This is a genomic window from Fluviispira sanaruensis, from assembly GCF_004295685.1.
GTDB classification, from domain to species: domain Bacteria; phylum Bdellovibrionota_B; class Oligoflexia; order Silvanigrellales; family Silvanigrellaceae; genus Silvanigrella; species Silvanigrella sanaruensis.
On record NZ_AP019368.1, the window covers coordinates 151,386 to 173,852 of the forward strand.

Here is a 22,467-nt window from a genome sequence, read left to right on the forward strand (position 1 = left end):
TAATTCAATTTCGATAGGGTATATTTTTTTTTTAAGGCTGTAAATAATTTAAATAATCTAAAATTAATTAAACACAGTGCTTAAGGTCATCAATTTTATCTAACTTTTCCCATGGAAAATGATTTCTGCCAAAATGACCATAGGAAGCAGTTTCGTGATATGTGAAATTATTATTTTGTGGATTTAATAGATCAAAAGTATTTACTATGCCAGAAGGAGTCATATCAAATACTTTTCTCACAGCATTTTCAATCTTTGCTCTTTCAACTTTTTCTGTTCCATAAGTATTTACATTCACACTTACAGGTTGTGCGACACCGATTGCATAAGCAATTTGTACGAGAGCTCTTTCTGCTAAGCCAGCAGCAACAATATTTTTAGCGATATAACGTCCCATATAGGCTGCAGAGCGGTCTACTTTAGAAGGATCTTTCCCTGAAAATGCACCACCACCGTGTGCTCCGTGACCACCATAGGTATCAACAATAATTTTACGGCCTGTTAAGCCACAGTCACCCTGCGGACCTCCAATTACAAATTTACCAGTGGGATTTATGTGGTATTTTGTGTTTGAGTCGAGAAGATGTGAAGGGATTGTTTTTTTAATAATATTTTCAATAACGAAATTTCTAATAGTTTCTTGGGAAACTCCGTCTGCGTGCATTGTGCTGACAACAACGGTGTCAATTCGTTTCATTTTCCCATTGTGATATTCAACAGTCACTTGGGATTTTGCATCTGGACGCAGCCAATTTACACTGCCTTCTTTTCTTGCTTTTGAGAGATTGCGCAGGACTGAGTGAGCATATTGGAGAGTAGCTGGCATGTATTCAGGAGTTTCGTTTGTCGCATATCCGAACATCATACCTTGATCGCCAGCGCCCTGTTCTTTATGTAAACCTTCGCCTTCATTTACGCCCTGAGCAATATCAGGAGATTGTTGATCAATAGAAACAATCACACCGCAGCTTCTATATTCGAAACCATTATTTGGGTCGTCATAGCCGATTTTCTTAATAACATTACGTGCTATATCTGAATAACTTTGCATTTTACGAGAATGTTTTTTTTCGTTATTGTGAACAGTTTCCGTGTTTAAAGTGATCTCTCCTGCAATGACGACAAGACCAGTTTTGCACAAGGCTTCACAAGCCACACGAGCTTTAGGGTCGAAAGCTAATAATTCATCAAGAATTCCGTCAGATATTTGATCGGCTACTTTATCTGGATGTCCTTCGCTGACACTTTCAGAAGTAAAATATGTAATTTCTGGAGAAGAAGAGGGGGTCAAGAAAAGCGAGCGTTGAAACATATTATGATTTCCTTTCATATCAACCGCTGCGAACAAGGTTACCTTTATTTATTCTACAAAAGGTAACAAAAAAAATTAATTCGGGCAATTTATAAGCCGGATTCTGTTTCTACTACAATTTCTCTTGATGCTACGTTGCCGTAACATTCTTTGCAGTCAACCCGAGTGTGATAGCGAGCCGAGCAGGCTCTCCACCCCTATTTGACTTTGCTTCGAGTGGGGTTTGCCAGATCGATTGTCACCAACCGAATCCGTGAGCTCTTACCTCACGTTTTCACCATTGCCGGCCTTGCGGCTTAGGCTGTTTGTTTTCTGTTGCACTTTCCGTCGAGTTACCCCGCCTGGCCGTTAGCCAGCACTCTGCTCTTTGAAGTCCGGACTTTCCTCGCTCCTGTTTTGCAGGTCGCGCTGTAGTTCAATTACCCGAGTTGAGATCCATATAATCTCTCCCACATCAAAGCAAGAAAGTTTCAAAATATTTTCTTAAAATGGAGAAGATTTAGATAAATGAGTTAAATATTAGGAGAATACAGATAGTATGGATCATCATTTGTCAATGGTATTATTTTATTTAAGAATAGATAATTGAACGTTTACAGGATTTTCAGGGTTATTTTTTATCTTTTTTCAAAATTTATATCAGAAAAACAATAATTTACAATATGCTGCCAATTGTGTGTTGAGTGTTTGAATAATTATTATAGTTCTTCAACAGTTTTTTTGTTTGTCTATATTTATACTTCTAATAGTAAATTCAAAATTAAATTTATAGTTAAAGAAATCTGTCGATTGTCTTCCTCTTTAATTGCCTTGGGTGTTATACCAACTTAAATTGCATCTAATTTCATTTATTCTAAGTTAAATTTGAATTTATCTTATACCTTTCTTTAATGTGTAAATTGATAATATAAAATTTACATAAATTAAATAATTAGTATAAATAAAAAGATGTTTTAGTATGAAATAGATTATCATTTTTTTATAAAAATATAGCTCAATAAATAAGTATTTGATTTTTAATAATAAAAAAATAATGCTTCGTTTGAATAAATCCATTTTTTACAAGGAAGGAACGCAGCATGAAATTTAAAGTACACCATACGATAAAAGAATTAAAGATTTTCTTAAAAAATTTTCCATCCAACAAAGTAATTTTAAGAATTATGAGGGTTATTATGAAGATAAAAAAGTGCTCTAAAGAATTAATTTTAAAAATAATTGGATTTAATCAAAGAATATTTCATTTTTGTCAGATAAATATTCAGAGTATTCAATTGAAGGGCTTATAGATGAGAAGAAATCAGGACGCAAATATAGATTAACTGATAATGATAAGGAAGAGCTACTTAATGAAATCTAATGAAATTGTGTGTAATAATAAGTATACAACAGGAAGTTTTATTTCAGAGTTTATTCAAAAAAAAAATTAAAATAAATTTTTGAGCAGAATTAGTACTTATTATTTAATGAGAAAAGTTGGATTAGTAAAACTAAAACCACGACCTATGCTTGAAAAAAATAACCCTAAATTAATAGATGAATGACTTGATCATTTCCCTTATAAAATAACTGAAATACAAAATGAAAATCTATGTAAAAATGTACGTATTTATTACCAAGATGAATCCCGTTACGGACAAATGACTATTCAATCAGGAATACTTTTTTCATTATAACGTAATAAGAGAATATAAAATGCGATCTGCCATTAAAAAAAACTCGTCAATATATAATTTAGATGGAACAACATTTGATCGGACATAAGCTAAAAAATGAAGATATTTAAATGAGCTGAAGATTGACTCACTATTATATTTTTGCAAATATATATGAAATAACGGAAGAAATTAATCTTAAGTTATTTAATTCAAATTTTTTTTTGGTTTTATTTATTAAAATTATCTGAATCTAATTTCTCTTTTAAAATCTATTTAAAAGAGAATTATTTCTTTAATTTAAAATAATATTTTATATCTATAAGAGTTTTATATGTATTTGATAGTTAAACTTGCACTCATATTTATAAGCACCTTTCTTTCAAAAGGATGCTTTGCTTTAAAAGAAGTAAAAATTCACGCTATATTCCCATTTCTTACAAATGTTTCTATCGTTGATAATGCGTCTTATCCCCCAAGCGTGCGACAGCAAATTCTTGCAGGTATCCCTATGGCGCTCATGTATTATCAAGATAAGGCTGAAAAATGTGGATATTTTTTTAGCTATAAAATGAATAGTTTCAATATGTTTGATCATGATAGCTTAAAGCAAAGTATATCTAAAGTAAATAATAATGCTCCGTGGATAGTCTATGGGCCTGAAATGAACACGGGTTATTATTTAATTAACTCAAATTTAAATTCAGAAATTCCACATTTAACTTCCTTAACTCTTCTTAAAAATAAAGGGAATCAATTCACATTATCTCCAGATGTTGATCTTGAAATTAAAACATTATTTAATGTTGTAAAAGAGAAAAAAATTAATAGAGATTTTATGATAATTTACGACAATACTTGTGATATGTGCAAAATTTATCAAGAATCTGTATTAAAAATAACAAATTCAATGGGCTTTAACTTGTTAGGGAATTTCTCATATAAAGGACATAGTATAGAGGAGTTAAATGATTTTATATTATCAACTAAGCCAGATTTTGTTTTTTTAAATGTGAAATCATCGGACGCGGGTTTATTTATGTCAAGATCCACTTCGCTTAAAACACTTTTTATTGGGACAAAAATTTGGGGGACAGACGTTAACAGTAATCCTGCTTTAACTTATAACTTAAAAAATGTAAATGGCTTTACGGTTGGGCCAAAACCACCAGAAAAATATCGAAGTATACGAATGCAAGTTATTGATAATAATTTGCAATCTATGCGATTGAGGGATAACCCATATTATATGAAATATTTTATAAAAGTAGTGACTGAAACTCTGTGTAAATATAAGCCTAAGAATAAAGATGAATTTTATAAAATTATTCAGGAAAAAAAAGTATTTAAAAGGGATAGCTTTAATTTTGCAATATATACTTTAAAGGATGGGAATTTAAAATATGAGAAAAGTTTTATAGTGAAAGATAATAATGTACAGTAAAAAAGTTAAAGCAAAGAAAAAAAGAGAATATTTAAATTCAATTATATTTTCAATTTTAAAAAGATCAATAGTTTTTCCGTCTATAATTATAGCATTGATTTCTATTATTTTTATTTTTGTAATTTTTGTTTATAACAATAACAAGCAGATAAAGTCTGCCTTATTAAAAATAAAAACAATTTCTAAACTATATGAGAATTCAATTATTGTATCTTATAATAGCAGTGAACTCTATTATAAGAAAGAAGGGTATCAAATTGAAGCAAACAATAAAATTTCAGTTATGGTCTATGCAAACGAAATTACGGATATAAGAAAAAAAAATGATTGCATTGATCCTGAAGTATATAACATTATTTTTAAAAATTCTTATATTTGTTACATAAAAAAAGTAAATTACTCTAGGCATAGCTTTTACTATCTTATAAAAGAAAAATATGACAATAAATACATAATATATTTTCAATTTATTTTAATATTTTTCTTCTTTATCACTCTTTCCTTTTTATTAAGCTTGTTTTTTATAAATCAAGATAAAATATTATTGCAATTAAAAATGGACTCTAAGCGTTTCGATGATTGCTTGAATTTGATCAATAAAGGTGATTATAAAAAAACGAAAGGAATATTAAATAAAATAACAATTTATGAGTTGTATAATGCAATTTTGAAAATATCTAATTTTAATCAAAAAAAGCAAATAGTAAATAATGAAGTAGAAAAAAAATCAATTATAATTCATGATCTTTCAAAATTTATAAATTGTATTCCAATTGATCTAACAAAAGATAATTTTGATTATGAATTAATGATAAGCTTTATAGTAAATATGAGGAATCTATTAAGACAAAATTACGATACAATAAATAAATATGATATTCGAAAGTGTATCATTGAAGGGGCTTCAGTACTTATTGCAAATAAAATAGAAATTGATTTGTCGAAAATAAAAAGCCATATTTTTATTGGCAATGAAAACGCAATGATCCAAGTATTTATTAATATATTTTCGAATATACTCGAACACTCCTATATTGCTCTTGTTAAAGTTTATTTAAAAACAAGTTTAGAGACGATTGATAACAATATATTTTATGTATTCATAGTTAAGAATACAGGTTCATTTGTTAATATAAATACAAATGATGATATATTTTTGAAAAACTTTACAACTCAAGAAAATAAAAACAAGAGATTCGGAACTGGTCTTTACTTTTGTAAAAATATTATTGAAAGTTACGGCGGGAGAGTTAGTTATAAGTCTAAAGAAAATAATCATGTGAATGATTCTTATTTTCAATTAAAAATAGAGATTCCTGCTTTTAGTAATGTTAATGAGCCCTGCAAAAATATCAAAAAAAATGATTTAAAAAGATTGGAAGAGAACAAAATTCAATATATTGATAACTTTGTTATTTCAGTGCTTGAGGATGACAAGTTTTTATTAAAGAAATGGAAAGAATTTCTTGGTGAAACAAAGGTTTATTATTATGAAGATCCGCAGGATTTTATTTTAGATTATAAGGATAATAGTGATGTTTCTAAAACGAACTTAATAATAACAGATTATTATTTTAATAATAAACCGGTGGATAAACTGTTGGATTTTGAATTTTTGAAAGAAGTTATGGGGTTTAGTGGAAAAATATTTTTGCATACCTGCATAAAAAGCTTTATAGATCATAAGAATAATTTTGATTATATTATAGATTCAAAAGATATTTATTTTAGTAAAGAGAAATTATTTCTTATTTTTAATAATTTCAATGAATTTGATTAATTCTTTTAAGTCACTTTCTTTTTCTAAATTCATCTGTTCATGAATTTTTAAAATAAATTGATATATAATAGCTAACCACTCCTCAGATTCTGAAATATCGATTAATAAAGCTGTTAAGGTAAATATTTTAGTAATTTTTTCCTTTGATATTCTGTCATCTCTATTGAGAATATTTTTGATTCGCTTATGGATCAATGCTCTTCGTAAAATTGGTCCGCTTTCTAGAAAAAATTTTTTTAATATATCTAACCATAGATTGTCTTTTTCTTTTGTTTCAGAAGATATTTCCTCAATTTGATATAGAAAATTAAATATATTTTCATTTGTTAACGCGGCAAACTTTTTTAAATTTATTATACTTGCTGTTAATGGAGAGTATTTCTTGAGACGAATTTTATTATAATAACTTCGATCGAGTTTTAAAATATCAGCTACATCTTTGTTGCTATATCCTGTACTATTATGAAATTTTTCTAAATAGTGCCCGAGTGTTCTTAGGTGCTTAGCTTCTTCTTCTTTTTCATCGATCTTTAGCATTGAAGTCTCTCATAATGTCTATTAAAAAAAAAATAAAAGCCTATTAATGTGGCTTAAATCGATATATTATTAATATAAAAATATCAAGAAGTGTAGAAATATATTCCCAACGTTAAAAAATGAATTTTTTTAAGTATACGAAAACAAAGATGATATTGTTTTGAATGAGTATTTCAAGATTTAAGATATTGAAAGTATAGAAAAAAAGAAATGTCATCGCTTGATTCGAGGTATTAAAAACCATTGACAAAACCGTTCATGGTATATTAAGCCCCGCAAGGGTGTATTGCGCTCATGTTCAAGTATAAAATAATACCGAAGAATTTTAAGGGGATTTTCTTATTGATAATATAATATGGAATGAATTTATATATTTTATTAAAAATAAATTATATATAAAAAAATATTTTATATTATTTCAGAAGCCATTGGTAAAACAAACTTATTACTAGAGTTGCTCTTGCATGTAAATGAATAAGATATGATTAATTTCAGTTTTGATATATGAAATTGGTCGGGGTATATTATAATAGATTTTCTATAACTTTCAAGCAAAATACCCTATCAAAAATAATATGTACCTAATTTGAATTTATCTATAACCATTATTTTTTTGGAAGTCTTTCGTAATTATGAAATAGACTTTTAGCTTTTTGAAAGCCCCAGGGATCACAAACTCTATGTTATGAATAATAAAATAGCAAAGTCGTATTTTTAAGCAAAAAATAGACTTTACACTTTTAAAGGACTTCTATATTAAATTGGTACAAATTTTGCTTTCAAACAAAGGGAATTCTTTGAACTGCAATCATTTTCAAGATTGTTTCTGCAAGGATGTTGTTATGATTTTTAAGAATATAAAAATGTAATCTTGTTATTTTAATGTGTTATGGTTTTTTCCGCCCAGATAGTGGAAATTGTTAAATTAAAGTATTTCTCTTGTTAAAGGTGAGGCTTGTGGAAATTAGAAACTTTCAAGAATTTATTATCGCTCTTTGCAACTACTGGGTCGATCATGGCTGTATTTTAAGTCAGCCGTACGATGCAAATATGGGCGCAGGAACATTTCATCCGCACACATTCTTGAAAGGCGTTGGGCCTGAACCATGGCGCTCCGTTTACGTACAACCTTGCCGTCGTCCTGTTGATGGTCGATATGGCAAGAGTCCTTACCGTTTTCAACATTATTATCAGTTACAAGTTTTATTAAAGCCTTCACCCTCTAATATTGTCGATATTTTCTTAAAATCCCTTGAACATGTTGGGATTAATTTAAAGAATAATGATATCGGTCTTCTCGAAGATGACTGGAAAGGCCCAACATTGGGCGCTTGGGGATTAGGCTGGGAAGTCCGCGCCAATGGTCAGGAAGTTTCACAATTTACTTATTTTCAACAACTTGGTGGCCTCGATATAGACGTAGTATGTGGAGAAATAACATATGGACTTGAGCGTCTATTTATGTACGCAAAAGGATATAAAAATGCTCTCGATATGCCGTTTAATGAGCATTATACATACGGAGATATCTTTTATCAAAACGAGTATGAATTCTCTCATTATAATTTTAAAGAAGCTAATATCAATGAACTATTAGAAAACTTTAATAAATATGAACAGCGTGTTTTTGAGCTTTGCGACAAAGGCCTCGTTTTACCAGCGTATGATTATGTGCTGCAAGCATCTCATGCTTTTAATATTCTCGATGCACGCGGCGCTATTTCAGTTAGTGAAAGACAGCGCTATATAGGGCGAGTGAGAGATTGTGCTAAAAAATGTGCTGTACAGTATCGAGCTGAACGCGAAAAACTTGGCTTTCCTATGTTAAATAAGCTTGATACAGATGCAAGAAAACCCTTATTAAATAATAAATCAGTTATAAATATTAGAGAAAGTCAACCAGAGGTTATTTATAATATAGAAAAAGATTTTTTAAATAAGAATGCTTTAAATGTATTATTTGAGCTTGGAGTTGAGGAAATGCCTCCTGCATTTCAAATTTCAGCCCGTGAAGAATTGTCACATAAAATTGCTGAATTTATAAAGCAAAAGAAAGATAGTATATATAAGACCTATCATTCTGAAAAAGAAATGCCAAAAAATATTGCGGAATATGTTTCTATATTAAATAATATAAAATATTCTGCCCAAATATCTTCTAGGCGCTTAAGCATTTTATTTGAAAATATTCCTAAATCAGAGCCAGATCAAAAGATAGAAATTTGGGGGCCTGTTGAAAGAGTAGCAAAAGCTGCAGACGGTAGTTTATCTCAGGCAGGTTTAGGATTTTGTAAGAAAAATAACATAGATCCTTTACATGTTCAGTTCAAAGAAAAAGCAAACGGAATCTTTCTTTATGCTGAAAAAGAAATGATCGGCAATGATTTCCCCACTCTCTTAGGCAAAAATTTTAAAGAATGGTGTTATGGATTGACTGCGCCATTGAAAATGAAATGGTTACCATCCGACATCAGTCCAACTTTTATTCGCCCTGTAAGGTGGGTATTAGCTCTGGTTGAAAATAAAATAATTCCTTTAGACATGTTCGGTATTAAATCTGGGCGAGAAACTTATGGCCAAAGAATTTTACATCCAGAATCAATTATTATTGAAAATGTTCTAGATTATAAAAAATCTCTTGAAAAAGTTTTCGTGCTAAATTCTGTTGAAGATCGAAAAGACTTAATACTAAAACAAGCAAATAAACTTGCCGAAAAAGTAAATGGTAAATTATATTATGATGAAGAATTATTGCTAAAATGTGTTGGTTTATTTGAAAATCCTGATGTTTTTATCGCAGAGTTCGATAAAAAATATTTGCGCTTACCAAAACGCTTAATTTCAGGCGTATTACGTGAGCATATGAATTATTTTTCAGTAACTTCAAAGAATGGGAGCGAAATTCTTCCATATTATGTCGGTGTTGCTAATTATAAATGTTCAGATATGAGTGCAATGATTGAAGGCACCAAAACTGTTGTGGTTGGCAGGTTAGAAGATGGAGCTTTTTATTATGACACTGATCTAGCAACTCCTATTTATGATTTTAGAAATAAGTTAAATGATCAACTTTTTCAGGCAGGAATGGGGTCTCTTTTTGATAAATCAGAAAGGGTAAAACATATTGGAAAACAAATTTACTATTTACTAGAATCAAATCCTGAAACAAATTTAGAAAATATAAATATTAATTTAATCGAAAAAGCAGCTGAATTGTGCAAAGCAGATTTAAAATCAGGCTGTGTCCAAGAGTTTCCAGATGAAATGCAAGGTATTATGGGTGGTGTTCTTGTTAGAGAGCAAAATATTTTAAATGATAACCATAAATCCTCGCTCGTCGCAAAAGCAATAGAAGAGCATTATATGCCTATTGGAGCTCAATCTTCTTTGCCATCAACCAGATTGGGTTCAATTTTAGCATTAGCGGATAAACTTGATTCATTGTGTATCATGATTAGCTATGGAGCTGAAGTTAAAGCTAACAAAGATCCTTTCGGTATGCGTCGTTTGGCTCTTGGAATTGCTCGTTTATTAGGGCTTAAAAATGAGGACAATTGCCTGTTCATATCTGTTCAACAGGCAATTGAATTAACTCTTAAAATATTAAAAGAAGCGAATCGTAAAATATTACCTGAGAGCGAAAATAAAATTTATAATTTTATACTTGAAAGAATGAAAGCCACACTAAAAGAAGATTTCGATGTACGTTCTTTAGAGGCACTTTCACAGCAGCTCATATCTGAACCTCTCTATAAAGTGAGAAGTTTAGCTGAGGCAATTGCCAATGCACTGCAACAAACGGGGAAAGGTTCTTTGCTCGAAGCACTCAATCCCTATCGCAGGGCACGGAATTTGACTTTAAACTGGAATGATAAAAATGTAAGCATATCACTCTTTAAGGAAAAGGAAGAGTCAATATTATTTGAAAATCTTATCAAACTTGAGTTAACTATAAAAGAACTTCATGCAAAGGCAAAGTTCGAAGAATTGCTCATTGCGCTGGCAAGTTTAACTGAGCCAATGGCCGCTTTTTTCGACAATGTTATGGTAAATGATCCTGATGGTGATTTGAAGAAAAACAGACTATGCCTTTTAATGAGAATTCGTTCTCTTTATGAGGACGTTGCGGATTTTTCTCTCATTCAGGTACAATAATTTATGTCTTTAAAAGACTCATTTCAAATATTTGGCGACAGAGAATCTTTCGATAAAAAAGAAAGAATCTCTTTAACAATTGGTAATTTCGATGGTGTTCATTCTGGCCATTTGTATTTAATTAATGAATTAAAGAAAAGCTCGCCAGATACAAAAATTGCTCTTTTGACCTTCGATCCTCATCCCGCAAATTTTTTCTCGCATGACAATTCAAAACCACTTCTGACATCTTTAAACGAAAAGATTGCTTTATTGTTAAAGGCAGGAGTTGATCTTGTCATGGTACAATCCTTTTCACAAGAATTTTCTGAATTAAGTGCAGATGATTTTTGTTTGTGGTTAAAAGATCTTTTCCAAATTGATACAATATTAATTGGTCATGATTTTTGCTATGGAAGACAAAGAAAAGGTAATTTTACGCATATGAATTGCTTTGCAGAAAATGTAGGATGGACAATTAAACAAGCTTCTGCTTTTAAATTATTTGATGAAAGAACAGTATCATCTTCAGCAGTGCGAGAAGCTTTATTTTTAGGTGATACGGAATATGCAGAGAAACTTTTAGGCCATTCCTATTTTTTGTCAGGCATGGTAGTTAAAGGAGATCAGCGTGGCCGATTAATTGGTTTTCCAACAGCGAATATTTTACTCGATGACAATCTCGTTGTCCCAAAATACGGGGTCTATGCTTGTTACGTTGAAATAGATTCTGATGGAAAATTATTACAAGCTGTAATGAACTGTGGTGTTCGTCCAACTATTGCAAGTGGCTTGAGATTACAAATTGAAGCTCATATTCTTGATTTCTCTGAAGACATTTACACCCGAAAAATTAAATTTCATATTAAGAAATTTTTACGAGGTGAAATGAAATTTAATGGAATCGAGCAATTGAAAGAGCAAATTGCAAAGGACGTCCAAAAAACTAGATCTTATTTTATGGATGACCGAAATGAGCAAAATATCTAATCCTGACTTAAAAAAAAACAAAAATATTATTCCCTATTCTAGTCAAAATCAAATAAAAGAACTTGTTCAATTAAAACAAATTCATTTAGATGATCATGATCTTTATCTCAATAGAGAAATTGCATGGTTGTCTTTTAATGAAAGAGTATTAACTGAAGCAGAGAATAAAAATGTTCCTTTATTTGAAAAAATAAAATTTTGTACAATATTTGCTTCAAACTTAGATGAATTTTTCATGGTCAGATTGTCAGGCTTATTAAAGCTTGTTGTTAAACCAAATAATATTTATCCTGATGAAGATGAATTTGATGAAACATTAGATGAAGTCGCAATTAAAGTACGGGGATTGATTAAACGTGCAGAACGATGTTTGTATACACAAATTTTTCCGATGCTGGCGAATCACCATATTTCAATTGCAAATTTAGATGAATTGACTCGATCGGAAGAAGAGAAATTAGACGCTCATTTTGAAAGCCAAGTTTTTCCAGTTCTCACCCCTCTCGCAATAGATCCCGCACACCCTTTCCCCTATTTGTCAAATTTATCGTTATATTTAGCAGTTACTTTTGAAGGCATCTCTGAAAATGGAGAACCACTTTTAGCTTTAGTTGAAATTCCGCAAAAAATTCAAAGACTCATTCCTGTAACAATTAAAGCAAATAAACATAGATTTTTTCTTGTTGAAGAACTTATTAAAAGTTATATGCCTGCTTTATTTCCTTGGACTAAAGTTATCGGAACCTATTCTTTTAGAGTAACAAGAAATCTTGATTATCAACTGCTTGAGGGTGAAGTCAAAGATCTTATGAAATCTATTGAGTATGAATTAAAAGATAGAGAGCAAAAAACAGTTGTAAGACTTGAATATGAAAAAAATATGCCCGATTGGTTGCGTAATAAATTGGCAGCTGTTTTAGAGTTAGATACCTCTGATCTCTATGAAATTGATGGTATGCTTAATTATCGTGATCTCGCTGCACTGCTTAAAGTTGAGCGTGTGGATCCAGAATTAAAAGATCCTTCATTTAATCCAAGATTAAATATTTTACTTGTAGATGAAAATCGAGACATATTTGATATTATACGTGAAAAAGATATTTTATTGCATCATCCCTATGATTCATTTGCCAGTGTTCTCGATTTTCTAAGAAGTGCCGCGAAGGATGAAAAAGTATTAGCAATTAAACAAACACTTTATCGTTCAGGCGGGGATTCTCCGATCATTGAAGCTCTTGTGAATGCAGCGGAAAGAGGAAAACAAGTTACTGTTGTCGTAGAATTAAAAGCAAGATTTGATGAAGCAAATAATATTGAATGGGCAAAAAGACTTGAAAGAGCTGGAGCGCATGTGGTTTTTGGTTTTATTGATTTAAAAACACATGCAAAATGTACATTAGTTGTTAGAAAAGAAAAAAATAATTATCTGCAGAAATATGTACATTTATCAACAGGAAATTATAACAGCGCAACTGCTAAACTTTATACCGATATTGGACATTTAACTTCTGATGCCGCTCTGTGTGATGATGTGGCAAATTTATTTAATTTTCTTACTGGCTTTAATATATTAAGAGATCAAGAGAAAACCCGATTTCGAGCGCCCGATTTCGAGAAGATTAAAGTAGCTCCCTTTCGATTGAGGGAACAAATTATTCAACTCATTGATCATGAAAAGAAATTACACACACCTGATAATCCCGCACACATCATTTTAAAAATGAATTCTTTGGTAGATACCAAACTTTGTCATGCTCTTTACAAAGCAAGTCAAAAAGGTGTAAAAATAGATTTGATTATAAGAGGTGTTTGTATTTTAAGACCAGGTATTCACGGTGTTTCTGATAACATTAAAGTTATTAGTATTATTGATAGATTTTTAGAGCATTCAAGAATCTTTTGGTTTAAAAACAACGGAAATCCGCTTATTTATTGTGGTAGTGCAGATTTTATGCAGCGAAATATGGATAAACGAATTGAAATCGTATGGCCAATTGAACCTGTAGAATTAAAATTAAAAATTACTGGAATTTTAAATAATTTCTTAAAAGATAATTGCAAAAGTCATTATATGCAAAGTAACGGCACATATATTAAAAGTCAAATTCAAAACGGAGAAGCCACTTTCCGATGTCAAGAAAAGTTTATTGAAGAGGCAAGACGGTATGGGGTAAAATCAATTGCATATGACCAGGCAATAAAACCGCTTTTCGATAAAAAAGATTTTGAACGTATTCCTGAGCGTTTTATACCGTCTTTAGTAGTCGAAGAGCAGAAGAAAAACGTGACTAAGAAAAAGAAGAAAAAGTAATGTTAAATTTGCCTCTCAGAAATATGTTTGAAAAAAAAAGAATTGCAGCAATTGATGTTGGATCAAATAGCGTTCATATGCTTTTAGTTGAAATGGAATCTCCTGAAGAATATAAAGTTATAGATTCAGAAAAAGAGCAAGTGCGATTAGCGGCATCTTTAGATTCAGATGGTAATTTAAATAATGACGCTCTCAATCGTTTGCTTTCTGTTTTAAAAAAAATGAAAGAAATAGCAGATTTCCATGGTGCACATATACGTGCAGTTGGCACAAGTGCCTTGCGTGAAGCTAAAAATGGCAATGACTTTGTTGCTAAAATATATAAAAAAACAGGGATTGATATTGAAATAATTTCTGGGCATGAAGAAGCTCGTCTTGTTTACTTAGGCGTGCAGCAAGGATTGCCCATACAGGATAAATCAACTTTAATCGTAGATATTGGTGGTGGCTCCACGGAAATCGTTGTGGGTCAGTGGGGAGAGGAGCGTTTTGCTACATCCTTAAAATTAGGTTCAGTACGATTGACGCAAGGATTTATTCAAAGTGATCCATTGAGCGATGAAAATTTAAGATCGCTTGAACTTTATATTAATACACGCCTTGAACCTGTTTTATCTGAGGTCGAGCGAGTTGGTTTTGATTGTGCAGTCGGTTCATCAGGTACAATAAAAGCAGTTAAATCCTTGGTTTTGGGGTTGACAAACGCTGAAACTCCGCCTTCACTTCATGGTTCTGTCTTAACTGCAAAAGAAATCTGGATAGCAAAGGAAGCAATTTTAAGATCGCGTTCTTTAAAAGATAGAAAACAATTACCAGGTTTGGATTCTAAAAGAGCTGATATAATTGTTGCGGGAATATTTGTTCTCAGTGGCATCACTAAAATTCTAGGAGTTCGCGAATGGATGATTTCCTTAACAGCAATTCGTGAAGGAATCTTGTACGATACGATGCTCAGAGATGGTTTTTGGTTGCAAGGCGATACAAGTGACATACGTTGGCGGTCCGTTCGTTCTTTCGGGCAAAAGTTCCATATAGATGAAGCTCATGCATTTCATATCACTTCATTTTCCGTAAGTCTTTTTGATCAATTATATGAAAAACATAATTTATCAAATTCTTGGCGTGAATATTTACGCTCTGCAGCTTATTTACATGAATGTGGGTTATTTATAGGTCACACTGGTCATCATAAGCATACCTTTTATTTTATTCGTAATGCGACCTTGCCTGGTTTTACAACTCGTGAGATGCAAATAATTGCAACAATAGTAAGGTATCATCGCAAACGCATGCCTCGTGAAAATGATGAAGTTTATTGTGACTTTGATAAAGATATGCAAAAGGCTGTGAATATATGTGCATCCATTTTGCGCTTGTCAGTGAGTTTAGATAGAGGACGTCAAGGTAAAATTCATGAAATTAAACTCAACGATTTATTTATGGAGAAAATGAGTCTTTCCCTTTATATGCGCGCTGGTCAGGACATTGAGCTTGAAATGTATGAGGCTGCAATTGAAAAAAAAGCATTTGAAAATGTTTTTTCAAGTTCTCTAGAAATTGTTTTAGAGCATTGAAAGGTAATGGATTTTGAAGCTAAAATATTTTACGCAAATATTATTTTTATTTACTTTTTCTTCGCAAGGTTTGGAAGTTTTTTCTTTGATTAAAAATGAAGAAAATATACTTCAAAATGATAATATATGTCCAAGAATAGGTGCTCTATCAGGGCAAATAATGATTCCTGAAGATTTAAATTATTTTAAAAAATATAGTAATAATATTATTATTAGGATTGGTGGGATTCAATACACAGGTGCTGAAAGTTACTCTTTTGAATTTTATCCTGATAACAACGGCTGCTTTTCTATTCCTAAAAACTTTGTCCCTGCTGGAAGCTCTTTTAGTTTATATTTTTGGGATCAAAGTGGTCAGTTAAATAAAAGAATTCTTCCTGTATATGTTGCAGATGTGCCTAATTATTATAATGTCATTTTAAAAACGCATGCTTATACTACAGCGTTAGCTGAATTATTCAGTGAAGATAAAAAACAGCATTTTGAAAACACTGGAATGTGTGGTTATATTGATGGAGTCAATCCAATAGATATATCTGGTTCACAAGCTTATTTGCAAAATAATTACGGTAAAGTATTTACAGCTAAGTATTTTACTGCAGATGATTTACCATCTCGTGAATTGAGTGCAATGACTCAAAGTGGGCATTTTTGTTTCTTTAATGTAAATACTTGCAGCAATGATGAACAGCAATGTAATCTAGAGTCAGATAATTATAAATTAAATATTTATCTTCAGAATGGAGAAAATTTTAACTTTGATTTACTGCTTTCTCCTTTTTCATTTTCAGATGATTTACTCTTTGACTTAAAGACGTCTATTTTTAGACCAGTTAATATAAAGGAGTTAGCTGGTGGAAAAAGTATGTCCTACTTAAATACTCCCGAACTATCCTTAAAAACATCACCTAATTATTCATCTGTAAATATTTCAAATGAGATTAAAAATCAGTTGGTATATTTTCCTCTCGGGAATGATCTTTTAGCAATTAATTATAATTTGCCATTCGAAAAAAAGGGGCAATTCTTCATATTGAAGACAAATGCAGAGCTTTACACAAAAAAATTGCTTTCATTGCAGGCGGAATATAAACCTGGCCAAGTATATGTCGATAAAACTTCACCATTAATATTAAAAATATTTAATCCAAATTTTATAAAAGATAATAAAGAATATCTAAATCCATTAATGACTCAAGATTTAGGTGGTACATTTTTAGCACTTAAATTAAATGAAAATTTTTCTGCGAATAATATATCTGTTTTCCTAAGAGATTTTGCTGGTAATAACTACTCTGATTTCTTTTCAATTAAAAATAAATTTAATAATGATTTGATGGGATTTTTTTATAATATTCCTTCTGGATTTTATCAGTTATTTGTTGTGGATAATATGACGCAGCTTATTATTTATACCACATTAGTTCAGTCCATTCCGAACAAAACTCAAGTTGTTATAGATGAAATAAATATGGATAAAGTTTTGCAACACGCAGAGGAAGTCGCATATGATCCAAGTATGGTTTATATCGTAAATTCAAATTGGAATGAAAATGAAAATTATTTGCAAAGCGCGGACGTGAATTTTGATTTTTATGGCAATAATGAAATTTTAGAACAGATTTTTTTGAATTCTAATAATTCATACTTATCTGGTTCGCAATTTGGTTTTAATAATTTATTTAATCGGATCAGTATTGATGAATTATGTAAAGTAAATGATGAAAAATTTAATCAATTTGATACAAAATCACCGCTCGATTTTTTATTTACTAATGACCAAAGTGACAGCTAGTCAAAATTTTTCGTCTATTCCTTTTTTATTTGTAATTGCATTTCTTGCAAGTTCATCACACATCTCATTGTATCTATCCCCCGAATGCCCTTTGACCCATTGCCATGAAAGAGTGTGCTTTCTTTGAAGTAGACTCAATGCAAGCCATTCATCTTGATTTTTAACAGGTTTTCCATTTTTGGTTTTCCAACCATTTTTTTGCCAGTTCTCTAACCAACCTTCTGTAAAAGCATTTTTGACATATTGGCTGTCAGTGATAATAAGGACAGGCATAGGGCGCAATAAACTTTCGAGCCCCTTGATGACACCTAAAAGTTCCATTTTATTGTTTGTTGTTTGGATCTCATAACCAGATATTCTTCTTTTATGTTCTCTAAATAGAAGAACACAGCCCCATCCGCCTGGTCCAGGATTTCCAGAACAAGCGCCATCTGTGTAAAGTGTTACGTGTGAAGTCATTTATCTGCTCTCTTAAAGCCAATGCTAAAGTTTATGCAAATGCTTTTGAAAATGTTGACATGAAAGAATATTCGAATGCTAGCTGAAATGCCACCCGTTCAAAATAATCACAATGAAACCTATCCTATGGTCGATGGGATATCTGCACAACTTGTACCTCTTAAAACAGAGAATATGACATTTCCTCAAACTGTATTTTCATTTGGTGTTTATAATGAAAAAGTCCTTTCATCCACTGCAGATGAGTATTCGACTTCAGGATATGGATACTCTCTGGGAATGCAACATCATATTAGAGGAATTTGGAGTGGAGGAATTGATATAAGATGGTCTGACTGGCTTGCAAACGGCAATTCCAAAGAATCTAATACGAGTCCATTGTCGATTTACTCTAAAATAGAAGGGACTCCTCGCTTAAATTTTCTGTTAGGAAATGATTTAGGAAATATGTTTCGCCCCTATTTTACTGGTGGAATAGGATATACTATATTTTTTGATGAGAGATCTTTATTTGCAGCTCGTGCAAAAACAGCTTTTGGTCAAATTTCTGCAACATACGGAGTTGGATTTCGTGTTACATTTCCCAAATCAATTGCTCTTAAATTTTCGTATGAACGGTGGCGGGGCATACAGACTACGGATTATCAAGCGCAAATTATCCGATTGGAGTTGGTATTTGGGGACGTTGATAATATTTAAAATTATATTAATTATATTATTTTTCCCATGGAATGCTCATGGGCAAAGTGTGATATTTTCCAATCCTGTCGGTGAAAAACTCCCTGAGTATAAGGTTATTTCTGTAAATAAATCTATTATGAGTTGTGGTGATAGATCCGATTTATATATTTATTCTTCCTTGGATATTAAAGCTATTTTATCGATTGCAAATTTTCTCTCCGATGAGAAAGTCTCTATGAAAACTGATTGGAATTCATTTTTACCGATGACTTATAATCTCACTTCCTCAGGTCTTAATGAGAAAGATATAGAAAATTTTCCAGAAGATATAAAAAGAATTCTTTATATTTGCACAACTTGGAATGAAAGCTTTCAATTAAAACTCTTTTCGATACCTAAAGTAGCCATTGAAAACATTACTAAATCAGTTAAAGCAAATAGACCATGGCAAAATTTAAGTCAGGAAGAGGCTGATCAACTTGATCATTTTTCAGAAGCAACTCTATATGATTTTGTTTATATTGTTCTTCGTTCTAATGTTTATAAATCAATAAAAGGTGGTTTTGAAAAAAATTCAACATTATGGTCAACTCCTTTTACTTGGCGAGTTATCAATACGAAAGAAAAAGACATTAATAGCGAAATGGAGAAGAAAGATTAAAAATATATTATTTTCATGGGCTGGAAATATTTTTTCAGCTTTTATAAAAGAAGAATATTTAGAGCATGAATATTTTGATTCCTTTCTTTCAAATTTAGTTTTACTAAATGAGTTTGATGAAAATCCTTTTTTTAATTTGGCTGATGAGTTATTTATTGCGAAGCAAATGTACGAAATTTCTTTGGCAGACACTTATTCACAGTCTTTAAATTCTTTTGAAAATTTTTTTAGTCAGTGTGTTCATGCTACAAATGAAAAATATTTTTCTAATTTTTATGCAATATTTGAAGATAAAAAATTAATTTCATTTTTAAATATGAATGTAATTATGAATGAAGCTGAAATGGATTATTTGTTTGTCTCGAATGATTATAGAAGACAAGGATTATCCAATCTATTATTGAGTATTTTTGAATATTCAAATAAGTATATTGGAAATCATCAAGTAAGCAAAATTATTTTAGAAGTTGGTGAAAATAATACACCAGCTTTATCATTTTATTTAAAATCTGGTTTTATAAAAATTTCAGTCCGCAAAAAGTATTATAGAAATATGGAAAATGCTTTTGTTATGGAAAAAAATCTTTAAAATTATTATTTTTATCCAGCCTCTTTTATAAAATTTACATTTTAAGTATATATCATATTATAAATATTTGCTAAAATCCAACTCATGATCTTTTTGCACTTTTCAATGAGGTAAGCATATGCGTTTCATTCTGTACGATTTTCATATTATTCGCCCTCAATATGAGTCAATACAGGGGGATGCGCTTAATTGGATCGCTCAAGCGCATGCTTTCTCAAAATATAAAGAGAATTTAGCGCAGGGACGCAGAAAAAACATTGATGAATATTATGAGCTCATTCAAAAAATTGTTCTAAGATTTGCCTGCAAACCTGAAAAAATTAGCAAGCGTGGATCGGATATTTCAGATTTTCTCCATACAAATTGGGATGCAATGGAAATATTTAATTTGAATAAAAGTGCGTCAGGTGTTTTAATGCACCAGCGTATGCAGTTTTTTGAATATAAAATTCAAAATATTTTGCAAATTTTATATAGAGACATTTATCATGCGCCACAAAATCTTATTCATGTCACTTGCACAGGCTATATATCACCATCTGCTCCACAAAAATTAGTGGCTGAGAGGGGTTGGGGAAGTTTTTGCCAGGTGACACATGCTTATCATATGGGATGTTATGCATCTCTCCCTGCAATACGTATGGGAAAAGGTTTTTTGCAAAATGAAGAGAGATTTTTGACTCATTTAAATGAAAAAGTCAAGAAAAAAGTCGATATTATCCATAATGAATTGTGTACGCTCCACTTTAACCCTGCAGCACACGATCCTGAACAAATTGTGGTCCAGAGTTTATTTGCCGATGGGCATATTAAATACTCAATATGTGAATATAATGATTATACAGCTATCGATATGCAAAATGCATTCGAATTAATTGCTGAGCAAGAAATATTGTATGCCGAGTCATTTGACGCGATGACTTGGCGACTTTCTGATTTTGGTTTTCAAATGACCATTTCGAGAAAAGTTCCATCAATCATTGCAGAAAATATAGAAGTATTTCTTTATAATCTATTTGAAAAAGCTGGATTGAATTTTAGAGAAGAGAAAGAAAGAGCTATTTTTGCCATACATCCAGGAGGGCCGAAAATTATAGAATATATTAGAGATATTTTGAATTTATCAGCAGAACAAATAAAGTACAGCCAAGCCATTTTATTTGAATATGGCAATATGTCTTCGGCAACTCTTCCACATATTTGGGAGCAAATCTCTCAAACTAAAGAAGCAATAGGCATGCTTGTAGTGAGTTTAGCATTTGGCCCAGGGCTCACCATGTCTGGCTCAATAATGAGAGTCATATGACAATCGTTGATATAACATTTTTAATTTTTATAATATTCCATTCATTAATTATGCTTTTTGATGAATTTTATTTTCATAGGAAAAGAGGATTGACTAAATGGGAAAGAATTGGCCATCCATTGGATACACTGTCAACTCTTCTCTGTTTTTTAATTATTATATTTTTCCCAATGACAAAATTATATATGATTATTTTTGTATTATTAGCTATCATCTCATGTGCATTAATCACTAAAGACGAATTCGTTCATGCTAAATACTGCAGTAAAATTGAGCATCTATTACATGCATTTTTATTTATTTGTCATCCGATATTGTTGATTTTTATTTTTGTATTTTGGTCGGCATTTTCAAAATCGTATTTTAGTTTTTTATTACATGTAGATTTAAATTTTTTAAAGAGCATTATTATATTCCAGTTTGTATCCATTAATTTGTTTTTATTTTATCAAATTATATATTGGAATATAATTTGGAAAGGTAGTAAATATGTTGAAAAAATATCAAATAAATAATGAAATATATAAACAAATGGGTGACGAGTGGTACGTGAGTGATAACTATGTCGCTCTTCTCCGCGCGGAGGCAAGAGCACGTAATCCATGGGTTAGTAAAAAAATAATTGAACTAATAAAAAAAGAAGATGTTACTGTTTTAGATGTTGGTTGCGGTGGAGGATTGCTTGCAAACGACTTAGCTAAAATGAATTATAAAGTTACTGGTGTTGACATTCATCAAGAAGTTCTCAATGTAGGAAAAAAATATGACAGCACAGGAAGTGTAAAATATCTATATGCCGATGCACATGCTCTACCATTTCCTGACGCTTGTTTTGATGTCGTTTGTATTTTAGATGTTCTTGAGCATGTCGATAACTACATTCAGGTATTAAATGAATGTGTACGTTGCTTAAAAAATGGTGGGTATATTTTTTATCATACATTTAACAGAAATATATTTTCATTATTGTTTGTAATTAAGGGAATGGAGATCTTTGTTAAAAATACGCCTAAAAATTTACATGTTCATCATTTATTTATTAAGCCTAAAGAAATTAAAGAAGTATTTAAAGAATTGAATTGCAAGTCAAAAGAAATAAAAGGATTAAACCCTAAAATATTTTCAAGAGAATTTATGAAATTAATCTTAAAAGGCGAGATAGACGAAAAATTTGAATTTGAGCTAACAAACTCATTAATAGCTGGATATATTGGGTATGCTGAAAAATTAAATTAACAG

The 22,467-nt window shown here is 30.9% G+C and carries 15 protein-coding genes and 1 other RNA gene; 12 read left to right on the forward strand and 4 right to left on the reverse strand.

What is annotated here, in order from left to right; all coding sequences use genetic code 11:
• Positions 1-67 precede the first annotated feature (67 nt).
• Positions 68-1,312, reverse strand: a complete 1,245-nt coding sequence (gene metK / locus EZS29_RS00700) for a methionine adenosyltransferase (RefSeq protein WP_130605547.1) — start codon at positions 1,310-1,312, stop codon at positions 68-70.
• Between the two features lie 76 nt (positions 1,313-1,388).
• Positions 1,389-1,739: RNase P RNA component class A (gene rnpB, locus EZS29_RS00705), an RNA gene on the reverse strand.
• 1,562 nt (positions 1,740-3,301) lie between these two features.
• On the opposite strand from rnpB, the gene EZS29_RS00710 reads away from it, so the two are divergent.
• A complete protein-coding gene (locus tag EZS29_RS00710) occupies positions 3,302-4,411 on the forward strand; it encodes a hypothetical protein (RefSeq protein ID WP_130605549.1) in 1,110 nt (369 codons plus the stop codon).
• Positions 4,401-6,191, forward strand: coding sequence for an ATP-binding protein (locus tag EZS29_RS00715; RefSeq protein ID WP_130605551.1), 1,791 nt, complete (start codon positions 4,401-4,403; stop codon positions 6,189-6,191). Before EZS29_RS00710 ends, EZS29_RS00715 begins: the two co-directional genes overlap by 11 nt.
• On the opposite strand, the gene EZS29_RS00720 is transcribed toward EZS29_RS00715, so the two are convergent.
• A complete protein-coding gene (locus EZS29_RS00720) occupies positions 6,153-6,728 on the reverse strand; it encodes a hypothetical protein (protein ID WP_130605553.1) in 576 nt (191 codons plus the stop codon). The two genes, EZS29_RS00715 and EZS29_RS00720, sit on opposite strands and share 39 nt — an antisense overlap.
• A 957-nt stretch (positions 6,729-7,685) precedes the next feature.
• On the opposite strand from EZS29_RS00720, the gene glyS reads away from it, so the two are divergent.
• The 5 genes from glyS to EZS29_RS00745 are packed head-to-tail and all read left to right on the forward strand — an operon-like array spanning position 7,686 to position 17,532.
• Positions 7,686-10,883, forward strand: a complete 3,198-nt coding sequence (gene glyS / locus EZS29_RS00725) for a glycine--tRNA ligase subunit beta (protein WP_130605555.1) — start codon at positions 7,686-7,688, stop codon at positions 10,881-10,883.
• 3 nt (positions 10,884-10,886) lie between these two features.
• Entirely contained in the window at positions 10,887-11,852 is a 966-nt protein-coding gene (gene ribF / locus EZS29_RS00730) for a riboflavin biosynthesis protein RibF (RefSeq protein ID WP_130605557.1), read from the forward strand.
• Positions 11,836-14,163 carry a polyphosphate kinase 1 gene (gene ppk1 / locus EZS29_RS00735; RefSeq protein WP_172603695.1) on the forward strand — a complete coding sequence of 776 codons (2,328 nt, stop codon included), beginning with the start codon at positions 11,836-11,838 and terminating at the stop codon, positions 14,161-14,163. Before ribF ends, ppk1 begins: the two co-directional genes overlap by 17 nt.
• Positions 14,163-15,737 carry a Ppx/GppA phosphatase family protein gene (locus tag EZS29_RS00740; RefSeq protein WP_130605561.1) on the forward strand — a complete coding sequence of 525 codons (1,575 nt, stop codon included), beginning with the start codon at positions 14,163-14,165 and terminating at the stop codon, positions 15,735-15,737. Before ppk1 ends, EZS29_RS00740 begins: the two co-directional genes overlap by 1 nt.
• Positions 15,738-15,750: 13 nt before the next feature.
• Entirely contained in the window at positions 15,751-17,532 is a 1,782-nt protein-coding gene (locus EZS29_RS00745; RefSeq protein ID WP_130605563.1) for a hypothetical protein, read from the forward strand.
• Here the strand turns inward: EZS29_RS00745 and rnhA are convergent, their stop codons facing one another.
• Positions 17,533-17,991 (reverse strand): ribonuclease HI, encoded by a 459-nt coding sequence (gene rnhA / locus EZS29_RS00750; RefSeq protein WP_130605566.1) that lies wholly within the window; start codon positions 17,989-17,991, stop codon positions 17,533-17,535.
• A 75-nt stretch (positions 17,992-18,066) separates the two neighbouring features.
• On the opposite strand from rnhA, the gene EZS29_RS00755 reads away from it, so the two are divergent.
• The 5 genes from EZS29_RS00755 (at position 18,067) to ubiG (ending at position 22,464) form a co-directional block, all read left to right on the forward strand.
• On the forward strand, positions 18,067-18,690 hold the full coding sequence (locus EZS29_RS00755; RefSeq protein WP_130605568.1) for an outer membrane beta-barrel protein: 624 nt from the start codon (positions 18,067-18,069) through the stop codon (positions 18,688-18,690).
• A complete protein-coding gene (locus EZS29_RS00760; RefSeq protein ID WP_130605570.1) occupies positions 18,668-19,333 on the forward strand; it encodes a hypothetical protein in 666 nt (221 codons plus the stop codon). The genes EZS29_RS00755 and EZS29_RS00760 overlap by 23 nt, the downstream gene beginning before the upstream one ends.
• A complete protein-coding gene (locus EZS29_RS00765; RefSeq protein ID WP_130605572.1) occupies positions 19,236-19,922 on the forward strand; it encodes a GNAT family N-acetyltransferase in 687 nt (228 codons plus the stop codon). Before EZS29_RS00760 ends, EZS29_RS00765 begins: the two co-directional genes overlap by 98 nt.
• A gap of 118 nt (positions 19,923-20,040) precedes the next feature.
• On the forward strand, positions 20,041-21,228 hold the full coding sequence (locus EZS29_RS00770; RefSeq protein WP_130605574.1) for a 3-oxoacyl-[acyl-carrier-protein] synthase III C-terminal domain-containing protein: 1,188 nt from the start codon (positions 20,041-20,043) through the stop codon (positions 21,226-21,228).
• A 489-nt stretch (positions 21,229-21,717) separates the two neighbouring features.
• Positions 21,718-22,464 (forward strand): bifunctional 2-polyprenyl-6-hydroxyphenol methylase/3-demethylubiquinol 3-O-methyltransferase UbiG, encoded by a 747-nt coding sequence (gene ubiG, locus EZS29_RS00775; RefSeq protein WP_130605576.1) that lies wholly within the window; start codon positions 21,718-21,720, stop codon positions 22,462-22,464.
• Positions 22,465-22,467: the final 3 nt, after the last annotated feature.

Coding starts and splice junctions, on each gene's coding strand:
- ubiG (WP_130605576.1), top strand. CDS start 21,718: ATGTTGAAAAAATATCAAATAAATAATGAAATATATAAACAAATGGGT.
- EZS29_RS00710 (WP_130605549.1), top strand. CDS start 3,302: ATGTATTTGATAGTTAAACTTGCACTCATATTTATAAGCACCTTTCTT.
- metK (WP_130605547.1), bottom strand. CDS start 1,312: ATGTTTCAACGCTCGCTTTTCTTGACCCCCTCTTCTTCTCCAGAAATT.
- rnhA (WP_130605566.1), bottom strand. CDS start 17,991: ATGACTTCACACGTAACACTTTACACAGATGGCGCTTGTTCTGGAAAT.
- EZS29_RS00715 (WP_130605551.1), top strand. CDS start 4,401: ATGTACAGTAAAAAAGTTAAAGCAAAGAAAAAAAGAGAATATTTAAAT.
- ribF (WP_130605557.1), top strand. CDS start 10,887: ATGTCTTTAAAAGACTCATTTCAAATATTTGGCGACAGAGAATCTTTC.
- EZS29_RS00770 (WP_130605574.1), top strand. CDS start 20,041: ATGCGTTTCATTCTGTACGATTTTCATATTATTCGCCCTCAATATGAG.
- EZS29_RS00755 (WP_130605568.1), top strand. CDS start 18,067: ATGCTAGCTGAAATGCCACCCGTTCAAAATAATCACAATGAAACCTAT.
- EZS29_RS00720 (WP_130605553.1), bottom strand. CDS start 6,728: ATGCTAAAGATCGATGAAAAAGAAGAAGAAGCTAAGCACCTAAGAACA.
- ppk1 (WP_172603695.1), top strand. CDS start 11,836: ATGAGCAAAATATCTAATCCTGACTTAAAAAAAAACAAAAATATTATT.
- EZS29_RS00740 (WP_130605561.1), top strand. CDS start 14,163: ATGTTAAATTTGCCTCTCAGAAATATGTTTGAAAAAAAAAGAATTGCA.